This window comes from Martelella limonii (assembly GCF_013344475.1).
Taxonomy (GTDB): Bacteria; Pseudomonadota; Alphaproteobacteria; order Rhizobiales; family Rhizobiaceae; genus Martelella; species Martelella limonii.
This window is the reverse complement of record NZ_JABUOU010000003.1, coordinates 458,231-478,830: the sequence shown is the minus strand read 5'-3', so window position 1 is coordinate 478,830 and position 20,600 is coordinate 458,231. Positions and strand designations below refer to the sequence as shown.

Genomic DNA, 20,600 nt, shown 5'->3' with positions numbered 1-20,600 from the left:
GCTTTCTCGGAAGCTGTTGCTTCGTCAGCAGAGAGCCCGGCCTGAGGCCGGGCTCTCTGCTTGAGCGACTCTGTGAACAGGTGTCTGCAGCCCTACGCCATGCCGCGCTTCGAGAAGCCGTCGCGATCGTCTTCCAGCTTGTCCATCCGCTCCTCGATCTTCGCGAGCCTGGCGCGGTTAGCCTCGCTCATGCGGGCAACGGCTTCGGTGTTGTAGACCACGTCGTTGGGGTCGGCCTTGCCGATGAAGCGGCCGAAGATGAAGCGCAGCAGGCGCGCAATATCGTCCATGATCATGAAGAAGGCCGGCACCACGAGCAGCGACAGCGCGGTCGACATGATGATGCCGCCGATCACGGCGATCGCCATTGGCGCACGGAAGGACGAGCCCTCGCCCACGCCGAGCGCTGCCGGCAGCATGCCCGCCGACATCGCGATCGAGGTCATGATGATCGGACGCGCGCGCTTGCGCCCGGCTTCCACCAGCGCCTGACGCCGGTCGAGCCCGTGCCAGATTGCCTCCTTGGCGAAGTCCACCAGCAGGATTGCGTTCTTGGTGACGATCCCCATCAGCATCAGCAGGCCGATCAGCACCGGCATCGAGATCGGATTGTCGGTGACGATCAGCGCGATCGCGACCCCGCCCAGCGCGAGCGGTAGCGAGAACAGGATGGTGAACGGCTGGATCACGTCCTTGAACAGCAGGATCAGCACCGCGAGCACCAGGAACAGGCCGAGCATCATGGCGTTCATGAAGCTCTGCTGCATTTCGGCCTGGATCTTGGCATCGCCGCTTTCGGCAAGCGTCACCGTGGCGGGCAGGTCGGTGCTGTCAACGATCTCGCGGAAGCGGGCCGTCGAAGGATCGAGCGCGCCGCCCGGCGGCAGGTTGGCGCCGATCGTGACCACGCGATGGCGGTCGGAACGCTGAACGGTGCTGATGCCTTCGGAATAGTCGACATCGGCGACCACCGAGAGCGGCACCATCTCGCCCGATCCGGTCTTGATCTTCAGCGCGCGGATGGCGGCAAGGTCGCGGCGCAGTTCGAGATCGGTGCGGACCCGGACGGGGATCAGGCGGTTGTCGAGCGAGATCTTCGCCAGATTGGCGTCGACATCGCCGACGGTTGCCACCCGAACCGTGTCGGAAATCTGGGCCGGCGTGATGCCGAGCCGTGCCGCAATCTCCTTCTTCGGCCGGATCTTCAGCTCCGGCCGGGGCAGCGCGCCTTCGGACGAGACCTTTTCCAGCATGGGATCCGCGCGCAGTTTCGATTCGAGGATTGCCACTGCTTCCTGCAGGTCTTCCTCGTTATCGGAGAGGAAGTTGAACTCGATATCGCGCTGGCCGCGATCGTTGAGCTTGGTGATCCTGAGGTCCGGAATATCGGAAAGCCCCGCAAGGATATCCTGTTCGATCTGCCATTGCGGGATTTCCCGGCCCGAGGGAGGGATCTTCGGCAGATATTGCCCGATCAGCGGCAGGCCACCCAGCATGTCGTTGACCAATGCTTCGGGCAGGGAATGGGCGAGCCTGCCGAGCGTCACGGTGATCGTGGCGCGGCGATATTCGAGCTCGCCAAGCGGGGAGGCGCCGCCAAGAACGGTGACATCCTCGACGCCGTCATAGCCGGCGATCCGCTCCGCGATCAGGTCGGTCATTTCCTCGGTATCGGAAAGCCGGGCGTTCGGGGGAAGTTCGATCGACAGCACGATGCGCGAGGCATCTTCCGGCGGAATGAAGCTGCCGGGGATGCGCGCCATGAAGAACAGAGAGACCATAAGAACGGCGATAGCTGCGACCAGCGTTACATAACGCCATTTCGTGGTCCAGCGCACGGCAGCTGTATAGCTGCGCATGATCCGGCCGTCATTGTGTTCTGCGTCTTCCCTATGGCTGTGCTTGCTGGGCTTCAGCATGTAGGCCGCCATCACCGGGGTGATCAGGCGGGCGACGATCAGCGAGAAGAACACGGCAAAGGCCACCGTCAGGCCGAACTGGATGAAGTACTGGCCCGGAATGCCCGGCATGAAGGATACGGGCGCGAACACGGCGATGATGGTGAAGCTCGTCGCAATCACGGCAAGACCGATTTCGTCCGCCGCCTCGAGTGCCGCACGATAGGGCGTCTTGCCCATATTGATGTGGCGTTCGATATTTTCGACTTCCACGATCGCGTCATCGACCAGAATGCCGGTCGCAAGCGTCAGCGAGATCAGGCTGACCAGGTTGAGCGAGAAACCGAGCATGTCCATGATCCAGAAGGTCGGGATCACGGATAGCGGAAGGGCGACGGCTGCAATCAGCGTCGCCCGCCAGTTGTGCAGGAACAGGAACACGACGATGATCGCGAGCAGCGCGCCCTCGTAAAGCGTGTCCATGGCTGCGGTGTAATTGCCCTTGGTGAAGTAGACCGCGTCATCGATCAGCGAGATCGACACGGTGGGGTTTTCCGCCCGCACCTGTTCAAGCGCCTCGGCCACGGCATCGGCAACCGTCACTTCGCTGGCGCCCTTGGAACGGAACACGCCGAAGGAGACGATCGGCTCGCCGTTCTGCCGTGAAAAAGTGCGCGGCTCCTCATAGGTGTCCGTCACGGTGCCGAGGTCGGAAAGTCTTGCGAAACGGCCGTTTCCTAGGGCGATCGTGGTGCTTGCAAGATCGGAAACGCTGCGGCTGTCGCCCAGCGTGCGGATTGCCTGTTCCGATCCGCCGACCTGGCCGCGGCCCGAGCCGACATCGGCATTGGTCTGGCGAAGCTGGGCGTTGACCTCGGATGCGGTGATGCCAAGGCTTGCAAGCTTGTCGGCATCGAGCGAAACCTGGATCTCGCGGTCGGCGCCGCCATAGCGGTCGACCTTGCCGACGCCGTTGATGCCCTGCAGGGCGCGCTTGACGGTATCGTCCACGAACCAGGAGAGCTCCTCCAGCGACATGTTGGCCGAGGATACCGCATAGGTCTGGATCGCCTGTCCCTCGACATCGATCTTGCGCACCACCGGCGTTTCGGCCGTTGCGGGCAGATCGGACTGGATGTTGTCGACCGCATCCTTGACGTCGCGCAGCGCCTCGTCTGGGCTTACCTCCATGCGAAAGAGCACGGAGGTCGTCGAAATGCCGTCAGTCACGGTCGAGCTGAGCTCGTCGACGCCGTTGACGCTCGAAATCGCGTCCTCGATCTTCTTGGTCACCTGCATCTCGAGTTCGGCAGGTGCGGCACCCGATTGCGCGACGGTGACGGCCACCACCGGGACGTCGATATTGGGAAAGCGCGTGACCGCCATGTCCTTGAAGGCCTGCAGGCCGAGGAACAGCAAGAGGCCCATCATCAGGAGCGGCGCGATCGGGTTTCGGATCGCCCAGGCTGAAAAATTCATGGTTCAGGTCCTCAGTTGGGCGCGGTCGCGGGAACGGGGTTGATGCGGTCGCCGGCGCGCACATAGGCGCCCGCCTTGGCGACAACCTGATCGCCTTCGGACAGGCCGTCGAGAATCTGCACGGTTTCGCCGTCCTGGATGCCGGTGCGGACATCGACGATCTCGACGACCCCATCCTTGACGCGCCGGACGGTGGCCTTGCTTTGGCTGATATTGACGGCCGTCAGCGGCAGCGCCAGATCTTCGGCTTCATTGGTGATGATCGAGGCGCTGGCATACATGCCCGAGCGCGCGCTTTCGGGATTGTCGATGCTGATGTAGACATCCGCAAGCCGGGTCGTGTCGTCGACGATCGGCGAGATCAGACGGACTGTGCCGCTAATCGGCGTATTGGAGCCCACAAGCGAGATCGCCGCCTTCTGTCCGACCGCGATCTTCATCACCGCGTCTTCGGGCACCTGAGCCACAAGCTCGATCGCGCCATCCTCGATGATCGTGAACATCGGGCTTGCAGAGCCGGTCGCAATGGCGCCGATGCGGGCATTCTTGTCGGAAATGACGCCGGAAACGGGCGCCTTGATATTGGTCCGCTCAAGCCTCAGATCGATGTCGTCGATCTTGGCTTCGGTAACGGCGATTTCGGCATTGGCGACGGAAATCGCTTCGCTCGCCGCGGCCGCGCTTGCGTCGGCGCGCAGCGCCTCGGTCTCTGCCTGCTCCACCATAGAGGTGGAAACAGAACCATTGTCTGCAAGTTTGCGGGTGCGGTCGAACTGGCGGCGGGCATCGGTCCGCGCCGCCTCGCTCGCCGTCAGCTGCGCCTGAAGCTGCGCAAGGCTTGCCACGGCCTTCGCCTTGTTGGCGTTCAGGCTGCTGCGCTCAAGCTCCAGCATGTCGGTTCGAAGCGTGGCCAGAACATCGCCGGCCTCGACCCGGTCGCCGATATCGGCCGAAATCGTTTCGATCGAAAGGCCTTCCACCAGCGGCTGCACGAAGACCTCTTCCACCGGACGAATGGTGCCGGTTGCCAGCACGGTTTCGGTCAGCGGCTTGACGGTTGCGTCTGTCACCATGATCGCGGGAAGCGCGGCGGCCGACCCTTCCTGGGTGGCGGCATCTGCGGCAAGAACGGGCGCGGCGGTCAAGCCCAGCAGCACGGCGGTCAGGGTGGCAAGGCGGGTTTGTCTCGGCATGGTGTGAGATACCTCAAAGCGGCCTTCAACAGGCCAGTTCCGTCATGAGAAAACGTCCGTCGTCTGCCGCGGCCCGTTTCTCGATATGATACGTTCGCTCTGCCGGACAGGATCGCCGCCAGATCAATTTCTATGACAATGCGAAGCCGTCCCAGGGGGCTGAAGGCTTCCGGTCGTGAGGCAGTTCGTTACGGTCGCGACCGATTTCAAGATTGTTCGATGGCGATCATTCGCCAATTGAACCAGTTGGTTCGATTTAAATCCGATCTGATGCCAAAATGCAATACGCGCAGCATCGGCTTGATGCTGCGCGTATGATTCAGTTGCTGAAACGTTACAGTCTTATGCAGGGCAGGCGATCGCCTGACCTCTTCCGTGCGGGCCTTACTTGGCGAGCGCCGCGTCGGTGATCTCCAGCGTATAGGCGCCTTCCGGCTGCTTGGTGATCACCGGATCGGAGCCGCCGCCGAGCAGAACCTCGACGGTGCGCTGATAATCGGCCGGGTCAAGCGCGCCGTTGGAGCCGGCGGTCAGCTTGGCGACTTCGCCCATCATACGCTTCTGGTGCTTTTCGGTCTGGGCGCCGGTGTCGTCATAGTCGAGCACGATCTCGGCGGCTTCGTCCGGATTTTCCTCGGCCCATTTCCAGCCCTTCATCGAAGCGCGGACGAACTTGACCATGTCTTCCTTGAACTTCGGATCGGCCAGATCGTCTTCCAGGACATAGAGCCCGTCTTCCAGCGTTGCCACGCCTTCATCCTCGTATTTGAAGGTGTTGAGCTGGTCTTCGGCAATGCCGGCATCCACGACCTGCCAGTATTCATTGTAGGTCATGGTGGAGATGCAGGCCGCCTGCTTCTGCAGCAGCGGATCGACGTTGAAGCCCTGCTTCAGCACGGTCACGCCCTCCGGACCGCCATCGGTCGGAATGCCAAGATGGGCCATCCACGACAGGAACGGATATTCATTGCCGTAGAACCAGACGCCGAGCGTCTTGCCGGGGAAATCTTCCGGGCTCGTGACGTTGTTTTCCTTGAGACATGTCAGCATCATGCCCGAGGTCTTGAAGGGCTGTGCGATATTGACGAGCGGAACGCCCTTTTCGCGGGTGGCGAGCGCGGAGGGCATCCAGTCGACGATCACATCGGCGCCGCCGCCGGCCAGCACCTGTGCCGGCGCGATATCCGGACCGCCGGGCTTGATCGTGACGTCGAGGCCTTCTTCCTCGTAAAAGCCCTTTTCGAGGGCGACATAATAGCCCGCGAACTGGGCCTGCGTGACCCATTTGAGCTGCAGCGTGATTTCATCGGCGGAAAACGCCTGTGACGCCCCAAGCATCATGCCGCCTGCGGCAAGCGCCGCTACAAAAGTCGATTTCATGGTTACGTTCCCCTATTTTGCTTTGTCCATCACGACCGCCCCGAACGGACGGAGGGATGCCAGAAGGTGACGGCGCGCTGAATGAGCGCCACCACCCCGTAGAACGCGGAGCCGGCAAGCGCCGCCACCGCAATTTCGGCCCAGACCATGTCGATATTGGCCCGGCCCACTTCCGTGGAAATCCGGAAACCCATGCCGACGGTGGGTGTGCCGAAAAATTCTGCCACAATAGCGCCGATCAGCGCCAGCGTGGAATTGATCTTCAACGCGTTGAATATGAACGGCCATGCGGCCGGAAGGCGGAGCTTGATCAGCGTCTGCGGCCACGAGGCGGCGTAGGTGCGCATCAGGTCGCGCTCCATGTCGCTTGCCGAAGACAGGCCCTGAATGGTGTTGACCAGCATCGGGAAGAAGGTCGCGACCACCACCACGGCGGCCTTGGACGGCCAGTCGAAGCCGAACCACATCACCATGATCGGCGCGATGCCGACGATCGGAAGGGCTGCGACGAAATTGCCGAAGGGCAGCAGCCCGTTCTTCAGGAACGGCGATCTGTCGATCAGGATCGCGACGATGAAACCGGAACCGCAGCCGAGCGCATAGCCGATCAGCACCGCCTTCAGGAAGGTCTGGCGGAAATCGGCCCAGAGGATCGGCAGCGAGGTGATCAGCCTCGCCCAGACATCGGAGGGCGCCGGCAGCAGGATCGGCGGAATGTCGAAGGCGATCACCACGCCTTCCCAGATGATCAGGATCGCAAGACCGAAGATCACGGGGACCGCAAACCATGCCAGCCGGGCAAGGATGCGGTTGGAGAATGTCTGCCGCACCAGCCATTCGTTGAAGGCCCAGCCGCAGAGCCAGAAGGCAAGCGCAAACCATACGAACCCGCTCATGGGCGTACCCCCATGCGTTTCAGCACCATGGCCTGCGCGACGCCGACGATGGCCACCAGGATCGAGGCGAGGATTGCCGCCATGAACAGCGCCGACCAGATCTGCACCGTCTGGCCGTAATAGGAGCCGGAGAGAAGCCGCGCGCCGAGCCCTGCCACCGCACCCGTCGGCAGTTCGGCAATGATGGCGCCGACCAGCGAGATCGCGATCGCGATCTTCAGCGAGGTGAACAGGTAGGGCATGGCCGATGGCAGGCGCAGCTTCCACAGCACCTGCCGGGCATTGGCGTTATAGGTGCGCATCAGGTCGAGCTGCAATGCATCGGGCGAGCGGAGCCCGGATACCATGCCGACGGCGACCGGGAAGAACGACAGATAGGTGGAGATCAGCGCCTTCGGCAAAAGCCCGGTGATGCCGATTGCGTTCAACACCACGATCAGCATTGGCGCGATCGCGATGATCGGGATGGTCTGGCTCGCGATGATCCACGGCATCATCGAGCGGTCCAGCGTGCGGTTATGGACGATCGCGATCGCCAGGATGATGCCGAAGCCGGAGCCGATCGCAAAGCCCAGCAGCGTCGAGGACAGCGTGATCCAGGCGTGGTAGACGAGGCTGCGCTTGGAGGTGATCTTCTTGTTCGCGGTCGTATCCCAAAGCTCGGCCGCCACCTGATGCGGCGACGGCAGCACCGGCCGCTCCAATGTGTAGGACTGCTTGACGACCTCGGTGAAGGCAATGTCCTCACCCGCGCGCCGGGCCTGGTCCTCGACGAACTGCCGGTTCATGACGACGACGAAGACGCACCAGATCGCCAGAATGGCGAACACGACGGTGGCAACGGGAAGGACGCGGTCACGCAGCATGGCGGTCTCCCTTTCCGGTGCGGACCGTCCCAACAGTAAGCGGGCCGCTTTCGCGGACAGCCGGCCTGGATCCTCGGGTCAAGCCCGAGGATGACCCCTGAGAGGGGGGATGGGAAAGGGTGCGAAACCGGGTTTGCTTGATGAGGCCATTGCCTCCCTCACCCAAAATGCCGCCAGCGGATTGTACAGCCTCACCACCTCCACCTGCGTCATCCTCGGGCTTGACCCGAGGATCCAGGCCGCCATCTCCGAATGAACCTTCGGCAATGATCGAGACGGCATCACTCATAATTATGCCCCGCCCGCAGCCCTTCGCGCACGCGATGGGCGATCTTCAGGAATTCCGGGCTTTCCCGGATGTCGAGCGGGCGTTCCTTCGGCAGCGGGCTATCGATCACATCGGTGACGCGGCCGGGGCGGGGGCTCATCACCACGATCTTGGTGGAAAGGTACACGGCCTCCGGGATCGAGTGGGTGACGAAACAGATGGTCTTGTCGGTGCGTGCCCAGAGCTTCAGGAGCTGTTCATTGAGATGGTCGCGGACGATCTCGTCGAGCGCCCCGAAGGGCTCGTCCATCAGCAGAAGATCGGCATCAAAGGCGAGCGCGCGGGCGATCGAGGCGCGCTGCTGCATGCCGCCGGAGAGCTGCCATGGGAATTTCTTCCCAAAGCCTGAAAGATCGACGAGTTCCAGCACCCGTTCGATGCGGCGCTGCTGATCGGCCTTCGAATAGCCCATGATTTCGAGCGGGAGCGCGATGTTCTTCGCGATGGTCCGCCAGGGGTAGAGACCGGCAGCCTGGAACACATAGCCATAGGAGCGGTCGAGCCGGGCATTTTCCGGCGTGGTGCCGTTGACGGTGATCTCTCCGGCGGTGCTTTTCTCCAGATCGGCGATCACGCGCAGGAAGGTGGTCTTGCCGCAGCCGGACGGGCCGATGAAGGAAACGAAATCGCCCTTCTTCACCTCGAGATCGACATCCTTCAGCGCATGCACCGGGCCGTCATTGGTGTTGAAGGTGAGACAGAGATCTTTCGCCGAGACGACGGAAAGGGGTGAGTGTTCGGTCATGCGTGTCTCCGGGCCTCGGCATGGCGCTTGCGCGCAATCGGGAAGAGATGATTGCGGGAAAGGGCCGCGCGTTCCTCGGTGATGGGGCCATCGACCGGCAACCACTTCACCTCCTCGATTTCCGCCTGTGGCGATACGGCGGGGGCAGCGAGCCACGAAAAGGCGTCCGCCTCGACAATCATGCCCGGCTCGTTGGCTGCCTGTTCGCGATAGCGGCCCTCATAGGCGAAATCCTCGGGTGCGGCCTTAAGCGCCAGTTCCTCGCCAAGCTCGCGGATCAAGGCCGCGACCGGCGTCTCGCCGGCATCGATCTTGCCGCCTGGCTGCATGAAGGCGGAGGTGCCGCGTTTTCTGACGGTCAGCATCTCGCCCCTGTCGTTGATGATCAGGGCGACAGCGATGCGGATGACGTTGTCCATCTATGCCCTCCTTTCGAATGCCAGCGCGCCGGCCAGCAGAATGAGGATGCCGCCCGCAATCGCCTCGATCCAGAGCACGAACCGTTCCGTGATCGTCCTTGCGAGCGCCGAAAAGGCAAGCGCATAGACGATGAGAACGGGAATTTCGAGCAGCACGGATATGCTGCCGAGCACCACCATCTGCAGGGCGACGGGGCCTGCGGGATCGATGAACTGCGGCAGGATGGCGACGAAGAAGGCGAGGTTCTTCGGGTTTGCCGCCTGGATGCTGATGCCTTTCCAGTAGAGCCTGAGCGGGCTCGTCGCGGCGCGGGGCGCGGTATTTTCAGCCTCGGCAAGCGGCCGGTCGCCCTTCTCGCCGCGCCGCCAGGAACACCACAGCGGAACGATCATCTTGATGCCGAGCCAGGCGAGATAGACCGCGCCGACAATCTTCAGCACATAGAACAGCGTGGCGCTCGCCAGAATGAGCGAAGCGACGCCCGCCGCCGACAGCGCGAAATAGACCGCATTGGTGGTGATGATGCCGGCGGAGGCCGCCTGCGAGCGCCAGAACCCCTGCCGCATCGAAAGCCCCACGACCAGCAGCACCGCCGGGCCGGGCGAAAGACAGAGCAGGAATTCGGTGGCCGCAAAGGCTGCGATATTGGACCAGTCCACGGCTCAGACCCCGGAGCGCGGAATGCCGGAGCGCTCCACCTTGCGCGGGGCGACCAGCTCCTTCCAGGTGGAAAGGGCGGAATTGACGGCCGTGAAGGGTTTGCGGGCGACGAACTTGCCGTGGCCTTCCTCGGTCTTCACGGTCGATTCCTCGATCACGACCTTGCCGCGGGTCAGCGTGAAGCGCGGGAGACCCTTCACATGCTTGCCCTCGAACACGTTGTAATCGATCGCCGATTGCTGGTTTCCGGCCGAGATCGTCTTCTCGCGATTGGGGTCCCAGACCACGATATCGGCGTCGGAGCCGACCAGAATCGCGCCTTTCTGCGGATAGATGTTGAGGATCTTGGCGATGTTGGTGGAGGTGACCGCCACGAACTCGTTCATCGTCAGGCGACCGGTGGCGACGCCATAGGTCCAAAGCATCGGCAGCCGGTCTTCCAGCCCGCCGGTGCCGTTCGGGATCTTGGTGAAATCGTCGATGCCGGTGCGCTTCTGCTCGGTGGTGAACGCGCAGTGGTCGGTGGCGACGACCGAGAGCGAACCCGCCTGCAGTCCGGCCCAGAGTGAGTCCTGATGCATCTTGTTGCGGAACGGCGGGGACATCACCCGGCGAGCGGAATGGTCCCAGTCCTTGTCGAAATACTCGCTCTCGTCCAGCGTCAGGTGCTGGATCAGCGGTTCGCCATAGACGCGCATGCCCTTCTGGCGCGCGCGGCGGATCGCCTCGTGGCTCTGCTCGCAGGAGGTGTGGACCACGTAGAGGGGAACGCCTGCCATGTCGGCGATCATGATCGCGCGGTTGGTGGCCTCGCCTTCCACTTCCGGCGGGCGCGAATAGGCATGGCCTTCGGGGCCGTTATTGCCCTCGGCAAGGAGCTTTGCCTGCATGCTGGCAACGACATCGCCGTTTTCGGCATGGACCAGCGGCAGCGCGCCCAGTTCGGCGCAGCGCTGGAACGAGGCATACATCTCGTCGTCATTCACCATCAGCGCACCCTTGTAGGCCATGAAGTGCTTGAAGGTGTTGATGCCCTTGTCCTTGACGATGGTTTCCATCTCCTCGAACACCTGTTTGTCCCACCAGGTGATCGCCATGTGGAAGGAGTAGTCGCAGTTCGCCCGGGTCGACTTGTTGTCCCAGCGGGTCAGCGCGTCGAGCAGCGACTGGCCGGGATCGGGCAGGCAGAAATCGACCACCATGGTGGTGCCGCCGGCAAGGCCCGCGCGGGTTCCGCTTTCGAAATTATCGGAGGAATAGGTGCCCATGAACGGCATTTCGAGATGGACATGCGGATCGATCCCGCCGGGCATCACGTAGCAGCCCGCCGCATCCAGCGTCTCGTCGCCGGAAAGATCGGGACCGATTGCGGTGATGACGCCGTCCTCGATCTTCACATCGGCCTTGTAGGTGAGGTCCGCGGTCACGACCGTGCCGCCCTTGATGACTGTGCTCATTTCTGTTCCCTTCATGCTTTCAACGGGCGGTTTTCCGCTTCTCGTTCATGCGTTCATTTTATCCGCCATTTTGGCCGTGGCGGAATGTTTTCTTCAAGCCCCCGCGGCGCTGTCCCCGTGTTCGGCTTGACCGCGCCCCGGCTCTTCGCCGGACCGGAAAGCTTTTCGGGCCCGGTATCGGCGCTGACGGAGGAGGCTGGCCTTGCGCCGATGAAGCCGCGGGAGCGGAGCGGGGGCTTTTGGGTGGACTTCAATGGATTTGCTCCGTGGCAGGGGAGAAACGGGTAGCGTCGCAGGCTTTGATCAGTCGATCTTCGAGAATGCCGACGATGGTTTCGAGGACGTCGTCTCGTTCTCGAAGCACTTCGTCATTCCAGAATCGGATAACTGAAAAGCCTGAGTTGTTAATATAACGCGTCCTCTCCGTATCTCTCATACTTTCAGCATGTTGCGCGCCATCCAGTTCAACGACAAGCGCTTTTTCCCGACAGGCGAAATCGGCGATGTAGGGGCCGATCGGATATTGGCGCACGAACTTGAAGCCGTTGAGATTGCGATTTCTGATCTCGCGCCAAAGCACTTTCTCGGCATCCGTTTCGTTGCGACGTAAAGCGCGTGCGAATTGGGTGCGAGCGTTTGGCATGAGCCCCCCTCATCCGGCCTTCGGCCACCTTCTCCCCTCAGGGGAGAAGGGGCGGCGCTTCGCGTCTGATGATGGTGCCGGTCGGTAGCTGAGAACATGCCCCACGCTCCCCCTCTCCCCTTGGGGAGAGGGTGGCGCGCATGCGCCGGGTGAGGGCGCGGCGCCCGCCATCATTCCACAATCTCCGCCGTCTTCAGCACGGCCCGGAGCAGCACATCCGCCCCGGCGATGGCCCATTCCTTGGAAATTTCCTCGGCCTCGTTGTGCGACAACCCGTCGACGCAGGGGCACATCACCATTGTGGCAGGCGCGACCTTGGCGGCCCAGCAGGCATCGTGGCCGGCGCCGGAGACGATGTCCATGTGGCTGTAGCCGAGCTCGACCGCCGCCTCGCGGACATTTTCAACCAGAGTCGGATCGAAGGTCACAGGGTCGAAATGGCCGACGGCTTCCACGGAACAGCCGACACCGAGGTCCTCGCAGATTTCTGCCGCCTGTTTCTCGATTGCGGCGCGCATCCGGTCGAGCTTGTCCTGGTCGACGGTGCGGATGTCGACGGTAAAGGTCACGGTGCCGGGCAGCACGTTGCGGGAATTGGGCTTGAAGAACATCTGGCCGACGCCGCCGACCGCGTTCGGCTGGGCCTCCATCGCCACCTTCTGAACCATCTCCAGAATCTGCGCCATGGCAAGGCCCGCATTGACGCGCATCGCCATCGGCGTCGAGCCGGTATGGGCCTCCTTGCCGGTCAGGGTAAATTCCAGCCACCACAGGCCCTGACAGTGGGTGACGACGCCGATCTGCTTGTCCTCGGCTTCGAGGATCGGGCCCTGCTCGATATGATATTCGTAATAGGCATGCATCTTGCGCTGGCCGACATCCTCGTCGCCGATCCAGTCGATCCGCTTCAACTCGTCGCCGAAGCTCTTTCCCTCGGGATCCTTGCGATTGTAGGCGTAGTCGAGCGTATGGACGCCGGCAAACACGCCCGATGCCATCATCGCCGGCGCGAAACGCGCGCCTTCCTCGTTGGTCCAGTTGGTAACGACGATCGGATGCTTCGTCTTGATGTCGAGATCGTTCAGCGTGCGCACCAGTTCGAGCGCGGCCAGCACGCCGAGCACGCCGTCATACTTGCCGCCCGTCGGCTGGGTGTCGAGATGACTGCCGACATAGACGGGCAGCGCGTCGGGATCGGTGCCGGCGCGCGTCATGAACATCGTGCCCATCTTGTCGACGCCCATCGATAGCCCCGCCGCGTCGCACCATTGCTTGAAGAGCGCGCGCCCTTCGGCATCGGCATCCGTCAGCGTCTGGCGGTTGTTGCCGCCCGCGACGCCGGGTCCGATCTTCGCCATTTCCATCAGCGCGTCCCAAAGGCGGTCGCCATTGATCCGCATGTTTTCGCCTGCCGCCATTGCTGTTCCCCTGTTGCGCCGTTTCGGCGTCTCTCGTGTTTTTGACCGGTTGGTAAACTTTACAGCTTCCATCGCCGGGCTCAAGGGATCAAAATGAGATTCAGCTGCATTTTTGCATGAATTTGCTCAAGCTTTCGGCATGATTTGATTTTAGGCATAAACAGTCTATGGAATGCTCCGGCAAACGAGAGGAACGAGGGTGGAAATGACGGCACGGGCGGCACGCACGCAAAGGCGCACGCGCATTCAGGAAGCGAAGGAGGAGCAGATACTCGAGGCCGCTCTCGATGTGTTTTCCGCAAGTGGCTTCCGGGGCGCGACGGTGGATCAGATTGCAGACGCCGCCGGCATGTCGAAGCCGAACGTGCTCTATTATTTCCGCTCGAAGGAAGCGATGTTTTCGGCGCTGATCGAAAGCGTCATGGATATCTGGCTCGATCCGCTGCGGGTCTTCGATGCCGACAATGATCCGGAAACCGAGATCAGGTCCTATATCCGCCGCAAGCTGGAGATGGCGCGCGACTTTCCGCGCGAAAGCCGGCTGTTTGCAAACGAGGTGATACAGGGCGCCCCCAATACCGAGACCTTCCTGAAGGGCGAGTTGAAGGACCTCGTCGACGAGAAGGCAAAGGTGATCCGCGCCTGGCAGCGGGCGGGCCGGCTGCGCAAGGTCGATCCCTATCATCTGATCTTCTCGATCTGGGCCACCACCCAGCATTATGCCGACTTCGATGTCCAGGTGCGCGCGGTGCTGGGCGAGGGGCTTTCGGGCGAGGGCCGCTTCGAGGATGCGGCGCGCTATCTCGAAACCCTGTTCGTCAACGGCCTGATCGTGCGTTAAAGCACGTCCTTTTCCAGGAACGACGCCACCCAGCGGCGCTCGCGGGCAAAGCGCTCGAACGCTGCGCTGTCGAGCGGCGGCGCGAAGAAATAGCCCTGGAAGGTGTCGACGCCGAGTTCGCGCAGGATCCGCGCATGTTCCAGCGTCTCGACCCCTTCCGCAATCACCTCGATCCCGAGCGCCTGGCCGATCTCCACGATCGAGGCGATCAGCCGGCGCTGGCTCGGGCCGGTGGTGATCGGAAACACCAGCTGCCGATCGATCTTCAGGCGTTTCGGCTCCAGCGAGAGCAGGCTGAGGATCGAGGCATAGCCGGTGCCGAAATCGTCGATCTCGACATCGACGCCGAGTGCCTTGATCGCGGCCACGCTTGTTTCGAGGTTGGCGCCCTGATCGTCGAAGGAAATCGATTCCAGAAGTTCGAGGCACAGCGTTCCAGGCGCCGGCGCGATCGCGCGGATGCTTTCCAGAAGCCCCGGATCGGTGAGGCGCTGGGCCGAGATATTGACCGAGACATGCGGCAGGTGGAGGCCCTTCTCCTGCCAGCGCCGGTGCTGCAGGGCGGCCTTTTTCAGCACCACCGCATCGATGCGCGCGATCGAGCCCGTGGTTTCCGCCGTGGTGATGAAGTGGGCGGGGGCGAGCATGCCGCGTTCCGGATGGCGCCAGCGCACCAGCGCCTCGACGCCTTCGATCTCCAGCGTGCGGGCGGAAATCTGGGGCTGGTAGAACACCTGAAACTGGTCGTCTTCCAGCGCCACCAGCAATTCGTCGGCGACCTTCTTGTTGGTGATCGCGATCTTGCGCAGTGTGCTGTCGAAGATCACCGCCTGGCTGCGGCCCATCTGCTTGGCCTCGTAGAGCGCGATCGCCGCGTTCACCAGCACTTCGCGCATCGAGGTCGTCTCGTCATCCATCCAGGCAATGCCGACGCTTGCCGAGACCCTCACCCGATGCTCGCCATATTGCAACGGCTTGCCGAAGGCGCGGATGATATCCTGCGCGAGATGCGACAGCTTTTCGGCATCGCCGCGCCAGTGGGTCACGAGCGCAAACTCGTCTCCGCCGATGCGGGCGATGAATTCCCGCGTGGTTGCGATCGTGCGCAGCATGTTGGCGGCATGGCGTAGCATCGCGTCGCCCGCGCCATGGCCGAGCGTGTCGTTGATGTCCTTGAACCTGTCGAGATCGATGTGGAGCACCGCATAGGGCGGATAGACGGAGGTTTTCTCGTCGCCCTTCACGAACGCGTTTTCGAGATAGCTGCGGTTGGCAAGGCCCGTCAGCCCGTCATGCAGCGCATTGTGGCGCAGCACCTCCTGGGCACGCTCGAGTTCGCGGTTCTTCTGCTGCGCCTCGGCATTGGCATGCACGAGTTCGTCCTGCAGGCGGATGTCCTCGGTAATGTCCCAGTTGACGCCGACGACATGGGGGTGGTTGTCGAGATCGCGGTAGAAGCCGCCGAAGACCTGAAGGTGACGGATCTCGCCTCCGTCGAGAACGATGCGGAAATCGCTGCGGAAATTCTGCTCGGTCGCCAGAAACTGCTCCAGCCGCTCGAATTCGAGCTGGCGGTCTTCCGGATGCAGGCGCTCGGACCAGATCTCGACGCCGTTCTTCTCGCTCCGTGGGCTTTCGCCGTAGAGCGCGTACATCCGCTCGTCCCAGATTGCCTTTCCGGTTTCCACATCCATTTCCCAGACGCCGATGCGGGATGCCTGGAGCGCGAACTGCATGCGTTGTGACAGACCCTGAAGTTCCGTCTCGCGCAGTCTGAGCGCCGCAATGTTGCGGTTGCGCTCGCGCATCAGCTTGGCAATGCCCACCATCGAGGCGATGATGAGAATGCCGATGGAATCGATGAGCGCGCGGCGCGACAGGCGCTGTTCCAGCGGCTCGTTCCAGCCGGCGCGCGGCACGGCGGCGACCGTCCATTGCGAATTGGCAAGCTCGACGGGCTGCGTGACGGGATCCTTGTCGAACACGTCGGGATTGCCGAACAGGATCCGGTCCGGTCTTCCCGACACATCATCCTTGCTCACCGCAAACTCGAGCGAGGGGTGGACGTGGGTGACGGTATCGGCGGAAAACAGGCGCTCAAGATCGACAAGTGAGCTCAGTATTCCCCAGACATCATTGTCCGGACCGTCATGGAGGGGATAGTAGACCATCAGCGCCGAGCCGCCCTGCACCAGCGGGATCGGACCATCGACCACCGGTTCGCGGGTCAAAAGCGCCTTGCGGATGGCGGCCATCTGGTCCGGCCGATCCTGATAGTTGAGGCCGATCGCCTCGCGGTTTTCGGCGAAGGGGAACACCATCTCGATGGTCATGTCGCGCGAAAGGGCAAGGCTGTCGAGCGCGGAATCCTGGCTCAGAAGCTTGCGCGACAGGTTTTCAAACCTTTTCGACGAAATCTCCGGCTCCAGCGCAACGGTCAGGCCAAGTCCTTCGACGAGCTTCAGGTTTTCGCGGATCCCACCCAGCACCTCGGCGCTGGAAAGCGCTATCTTTTCGGCCGTCTGGAGGCGCAGATTGGCCGTGAAGTTGCGGTCCATCTCGCGATTGGCGAAGAACATCGACGCAAGGACCAGTACCGTCACCACGACGGCAAGAATGTCGCTCGGGATAAGGCCCCATGTTCTGCGTCTGGATAATGTCGCCGGTTGTGCCATGCCGTTCCGTCCGTCGATCATCATCTGCAATTCTGGCAGCAATGATCCGGATCAACAGTGTATAATCACGTCAAACATAGCAACAAACGGAAATATTCATAGGAAAATATTTATTGCATTAATATTTACTTATTTAAACTAAGCTTAAAAAGAAAGGGCCGCGGAAAATGCTTGTTCCGCGGCCCTTTATTTGCGTGGATCAAGGCTTACTCGGCAGCCTTGATCGCCATCGGATTGTTGGGATGGGTGGTCCAGTTTGCGTATTCCGCAGACACCGTCTCACCGGTGCGGTCATCCCGCGCTCCCGCCGCCAGCGTCACCATGTCGATGCAATCCTCGACCGGACAGACATTGACGCAGAGATTGCAGCCGACGCAGTCCTCTTCCTTCACCATGAAGTGCCGTTCGCCATCGACCATCGCGGTGATCGCCTGGTGCGAGGTGTCCTCGCAGGCGATGTGACAGCGGCCGCACTTGATGCAGGAATCCTGGTCGATCCGTGCCTTGGTGATGTGGTTGAGGTTGAGATACTGCCAGTCGGTAACGTTCGGCACGGCGCGGCCGGAGAGTTCGTCGAGCGTGCGGAAACCCTTTGCGTCCATATAGGCCGAAAGCCCGGAGATCATCTCCTTGACGATCTTGAAGCCATAGGTCATCGCCGCGGTGCAGACCTGCACATTGCCAGCGCCGAGCACCATGAATTCGGCGGCATCCCGCCATGTCGTCACGCCGCCGATGCCGGAGATCGGCAGGCCGGCGGTCTCGGGATCGCGGGCGATCTCGGCCACCATGTTGAGCGCGATCGGCTTCACCGCCGGGCCGCAATAGCCGCCATGGGTGCCCTTGCCGCCGACCGTGGGGTTCGGCGCGAAATTGTCGAGGTCGACGGAGACGATCGAGTTGATGGTGTTGATCAGCGACACGGCATCGGTGCCGCCTTTGTGGGCGGCGCGCGCTGAATGACGGATATCGGTGATGTTCGGCGTCAGCTTGGTGATCACCGGCATGCGGGTATATTGCTTGCACCAGCGCACCACCATCTCGACATATTCCGGCACCTGGCCGACGGCGGCACCCATGCCGCGCTCGGACATGCCATGGGGACAGCCGAAATTGAGCTCGATGCCGTCCGCGCCGGTTTCCTCCACCAGCGGCAGGATCGCCTTCCAGCTTTCCTCCTCGCAAGGGACCATGATCGAGACCACGATGGCGCGGTCCGGCCAGCGCATCTTCACTTCCTTGATCTCGCGGAGATTGAGATAGAGGTCGCGGTCGGTGATGAGCTCGATATTGTTGAGGCCGAGAAGCCTGCGGTCCGCGCCCCAGATCGCGCCGTAGCGCGGGCCGTTGACGTTGACGACCGGCGGGCCTTCCTCGCCGAGCGTCTTCCACACCACGCCGCCCCAGCCCTCGCGGAAGGCGCGCTCGACATTGTAGGCCTTGTCCGTCGGCGGCGCGGAGGCGAGCCAGAACGGGTTGGGCGACTTGATACCGACGAAATCGTTTCTGAGATCAGCCATTGTCTTGTCTCCTCAGGCCACAGCGGTTTCAAGCGGCGCTTCGCCGGCGAGAACATGATTGATGGAAATCGCGGCATCGCGCCCTTGGGCAACGGAGGTGACCGTCAGGTCCTCGCCCTTCTTCACGCAGTCGCCGCCGGCCCAGACATCGGGAAGCGAGGTCCGACCCTCGGCATCGACGGCAATCCGGCCGTTCCGGAGTTTCAGGTCTTCAAGATGATCGCTGACGAAGGTCTGGCCGATCGCCTTCAATACATGGTCGGCGGCAATCACGCCCGTCTCGCCGGTCGCAACCAGCATGCCGTCCTTCATCGCGGTATGCTCGAACAGCACGCCCGTGACCGAACCATTCTCGCCGAGGATTTCCTTCGGCGCCAGATAATGGCGGATGAACACGCCGCGCGAGGCGGCAAGCTCCTGCTCGAATTTGGAAGCGCCCATGGCGTCTGCGCCGCGGCGGTAACAGAGCGTCACTTCGTCCGCGCCGAGAAGCTTTGCCTGCACCGCAGCGTCGATCGCGGTCATGCCGCCGCCGATGACGACCACGTGGCTGCCGACGGTGATGTCGGCAATGTCGTCGGCCTGGCGCAGCGCCTCGATGAAATCGACGGCGTTTTCGCAGCCGGCAATGTCCTCGCCCTGCACCTCGAGCGCATTGACGCTGCCAAGGCCGATGGCGAGGAACACGGCATCATAATCGCGGCGCAGTTCCCCGAGCGTGAAATCGCGGCCGAGCATCTGCCCGCCGCGGATCTCGATGCCGCCGATCTGGAGCAGATATTCGATTTCCCTCTGCGCGAAATCGTCGACGGTCTTGTAGGCGGCGAGGCCGAATTCATTGAGGCCGCCGGCCTTTTCCTTGGCCTCGAGCACGATCACGTCATGGCCGGCCATGGCCAGGCGATGGGCGCAGGCAAGGCCCGCTGGCCCGGCGCCGACCACCGCGACGCGCTTTCCGGTCTCATGCGCGCGGGTATAGAACTGCCTGTTTTCGGCCATCGCCGCATCGGTGGCGTAACGCTGCAGAAGGCCGATCTCGACCGGCTTTTCCTCCGCCGTGTTGCGCACGCAGGCTTCCTCGCACAGCGTTTCGGTGGGACAGACCCGGGCGCACATGCCGCCGAAGATGTTCTGGTTGAGGATCGTCTTGGCCGCGCCGATCGGATTGTCGGTTGCGATCTGGCGGATGAACAGCGGAATGTCGATGGCCGTCGGACAGGCCGTCATGCAGGGTGCGTCGTAGCAGAAGTAACAGCGGTCGGCCTCGACTGCAGCCTCGTGCCTGTCGAGCGGCGGGTGCAGATCCGAAAAATTGCGATGATAGTCGTCAGGCGCAAGGCGCCGGCCCTTCAGGGCAGGATTCAAGTCTCGCATAACAATGTTCCCCATTTTTAGGTTATTGTCGAAAATGCTACTGCGAAAATAAAAATTTATCAAACGGTAAAATTTTGACGCGCGGCCAGGAGGAAATGACTGTCATTCCGCTCTGCCTGCCACCGGCCGCTGGGCTCCCCGGCTTTTTGCTGACGGAACAAAGCATCCTTCCGGGACGTTCCGTCCTTCAAGCATTCCCCGCACATGTGCGGGCATGGAGGGCAATATGGCAACGCATTTCGATCCAAAGGAAGTCCGCCCCGTGAAATATCCGGGCGAGAAGGACTACCCGCAGAACGCGGAAGACGACACCGGTGTGCCGCCGACGGAAGGCCGCCACCTCAACCGGGCCCAGCACGTCATCTTGATCATGATCGGCATCATGGTGGCTGTCGTTCTGATATGGGGCGGCGCGGAATGGCTCTTCGACACGCCGAGACCGGAGTAAGATATGATGGACAACAATAAAAGCGGACCGAAGAGCGGCAACCGTCCGGAAGTGACGCCGACCGAGGCCCGCCAGTCCGAAAAAGGCCGGAGCGTGATCTATGTGCTGATTGCTGCGCTGGTGCTGGCTGGCGCCGTCTGGTTTGTGATGGAAATGTTCGCGCCGCAGGGGGGGAACCCGGCTGTCGAAACGGTGACCGAGGACGCCGAGCAGACGGCGCCAGCCGCCCAGTGATGGCCGCCGTTAAACTCGTTTAGAGCAAAACCATCGTCGCGCTCTTTATCTTGAAGGATTTAGGCGCTAAGTCATGGGCCCAGCGGGCCCATGGCCCTTTTGGAACGGCGCCTGAAGGAGCGGGG

General features: G+C 62.2%; 17 protein-coding genes. 3 read left to right on the top strand and 14 right to left on the bottom strand.

The window, feature by feature from the left end:
- Positions 1-92: 92 nt before the first annotated feature.
- The 11 genes from HPQ62_RS09940 to HPQ62_RS09890 all read right to left on the bottom strand — a co-directional run bounded on the left by HPQ62_RS09940 (position 93) and on the right by HPQ62_RS09890 (position 13,383).
- On the bottom strand, positions 93-3,377 hold the full coding sequence (locus HPQ62_RS09940; protein ID WP_174802376.1) for an efflux RND transporter permease subunit: 3,285 nt from the start codon (positions 3,375-3,377) through the stop codon (positions 93-95).
- 11 nt (positions 3,378-3,388) lie between these two features.
- A complete protein-coding gene (locus HPQ62_RS09935; RefSeq protein WP_174802375.1) occupies positions 3,389-4,570 on the bottom strand; it encodes an efflux RND transporter periplasmic adaptor subunit in 1,182 nt (393 codons plus the stop codon).
- Between the two features lie 384 nt (positions 4,571-4,954).
- Entirely contained in the window at positions 4,955-5,950 is a 996-nt protein-coding gene (locus HPQ62_RS09930; protein ID WP_174802374.1) for an ABC transporter substrate-binding protein, read from the bottom strand.
- Between the two features lie 29 nt (positions 5,951-5,979).
- The gene (locus tag HPQ62_RS09925) at positions 5,980-6,846 is read right to left on the bottom strand and encodes an ABC transporter permease (RefSeq protein ID WP_174802373.1); all 867 of its coding nucleotides are present in this window, start codon (positions 6,844-6,846) and stop codon (positions 5,980-5,982) included.
- On the bottom strand, positions 6,843-7,712 hold the full coding sequence (locus HPQ62_RS09920; protein ID WP_174802372.1) for an ABC transporter permease: 870 nt from the start codon (positions 7,710-7,712) through the stop codon (positions 6,843-6,845). Before HPQ62_RS09920 ends, HPQ62_RS09925 begins: the two co-directional genes overlap by 4 nt.
- 281 nt (positions 7,713-7,993) lie before the next feature.
- Entirely contained in the window at positions 7,994-8,785 is a 792-nt protein-coding gene (locus HPQ62_RS09915; protein ID WP_174802371.1) for an ABC transporter ATP-binding protein, read from the bottom strand.
- Positions 8,782-9,204, bottom strand: coding sequence for an NUDIX hydrolase (locus tag HPQ62_RS09910; protein WP_174802370.1), 423 nt, complete (start codon positions 9,202-9,204; stop codon positions 8,782-8,784). The genes HPQ62_RS09915 and HPQ62_RS09910 overlap by 4 nt, the downstream gene beginning before the upstream one ends.
- Positions 9,205-9,864 carry a LysE family transporter gene (locus tag HPQ62_RS09905; protein WP_174802369.1) on the bottom strand — a complete coding sequence of 220 codons (660 nt, stop codon included), beginning with the start codon at positions 9,862-9,864 and terminating at the stop codon, positions 9,205-9,207.
- Positions 9,865-9,867: 3 nt separating this feature from the next.
- Positions 9,868-11,322, bottom strand: a complete 1,455-nt coding sequence (hydA, locus tag HPQ62_RS09900; RefSeq protein ID WP_174802368.1) for a dihydropyrimidinase — start codon at positions 11,320-11,322, stop codon at positions 9,868-9,870.
- A gap of 250 nt (positions 11,323-11,572) precedes the next feature.
- Positions 11,573-11,965 carry an endonuclease domain-containing protein gene (locus tag HPQ62_RS09895; RefSeq protein WP_174802367.1) on the bottom strand — a complete coding sequence of 131 codons (393 nt, stop codon included), beginning with the start codon at positions 11,963-11,965 and terminating at the stop codon, positions 11,573-11,575.
- A 170-nt stretch (positions 11,966-12,135) separates the two neighbouring features.
- Positions 12,136-13,383, bottom strand: a complete 1,248-nt coding sequence (locus HPQ62_RS09890; protein ID WP_174802366.1) for a Zn-dependent hydrolase — start codon at positions 13,381-13,383, stop codon at positions 12,136-12,138.
- 205 nt (positions 13,384-13,588) lie between these two features.
- On the opposite strand from HPQ62_RS09890, the gene HPQ62_RS09885 reads away from it, so the two are divergent.
- Entirely contained in the window at positions 13,589-14,224 is a 636-nt protein-coding gene (locus tag HPQ62_RS09885) for a TetR family transcriptional regulator C-terminal domain-containing protein (protein ID WP_174802365.1), read from the top strand.
- Here the strand turns inward: HPQ62_RS09885 and HPQ62_RS09880 are convergent.
- The 3 genes from HPQ62_RS09880 to HPQ62_RS09870 form a co-directional block, all read right to left on the bottom strand.
- Positions 14,221-16,899: a bifunctional diguanylate cyclase/phosphodiesterase gene (locus HPQ62_RS09880; RefSeq protein WP_174802364.1), complete on the bottom strand. Its 2,679-nt coding sequence runs from the start codon at positions 16,897-16,899 to the stop codon at positions 14,221-14,223. The genes HPQ62_RS09885 and HPQ62_RS09880 overlap by 4 nt on opposite strands.
- A 206-nt stretch (positions 16,900-17,105) precedes the next feature.
- Positions 17,106-18,419 carry an NAD-dependent dihydropyrimidine dehydrogenase subunit PreA gene (gene preA, locus HPQ62_RS09875; RefSeq protein WP_174802363.1) on the bottom strand — a complete coding sequence of 438 codons (1,314 nt, stop codon included), beginning with the start codon at positions 18,417-18,419 and terminating at the stop codon, positions 17,106-17,108.
- Between the two features lie 12 nt (positions 18,420-18,431).
- Entirely contained in the window at positions 18,432-19,793 is a 1,362-nt protein-coding gene (locus tag HPQ62_RS09870; protein WP_174802362.1) for an NAD(P)-dependent oxidoreductase, read from the bottom strand.
- 226 nt (positions 19,794-20,019) lie between these two features.
- On the opposite strand from HPQ62_RS09870, the gene HPQ62_RS09865 reads away from it, so the two are divergent.
- Together HPQ62_RS09865 and HPQ62_RS09860 are read left to right on the top strand one after the other, a co-directional pair.
- Positions 20,020-20,241, top strand: coding sequence for a hypothetical protein (locus tag HPQ62_RS09865; protein WP_174802361.1), 222 nt, complete (start codon positions 20,020-20,022; stop codon positions 20,239-20,241).
- Positions 20,242-20,244: 3 nt separating this feature from the next.
- Positions 20,245-20,475: a hypothetical protein gene (locus HPQ62_RS09860; protein WP_174802360.1), complete on the top strand. Its 231-nt coding sequence runs from the start codon at positions 20,245-20,247 to the stop codon at positions 20,473-20,475.
- Positions 20,476-20,600: the final 125 nt, after the last annotated feature.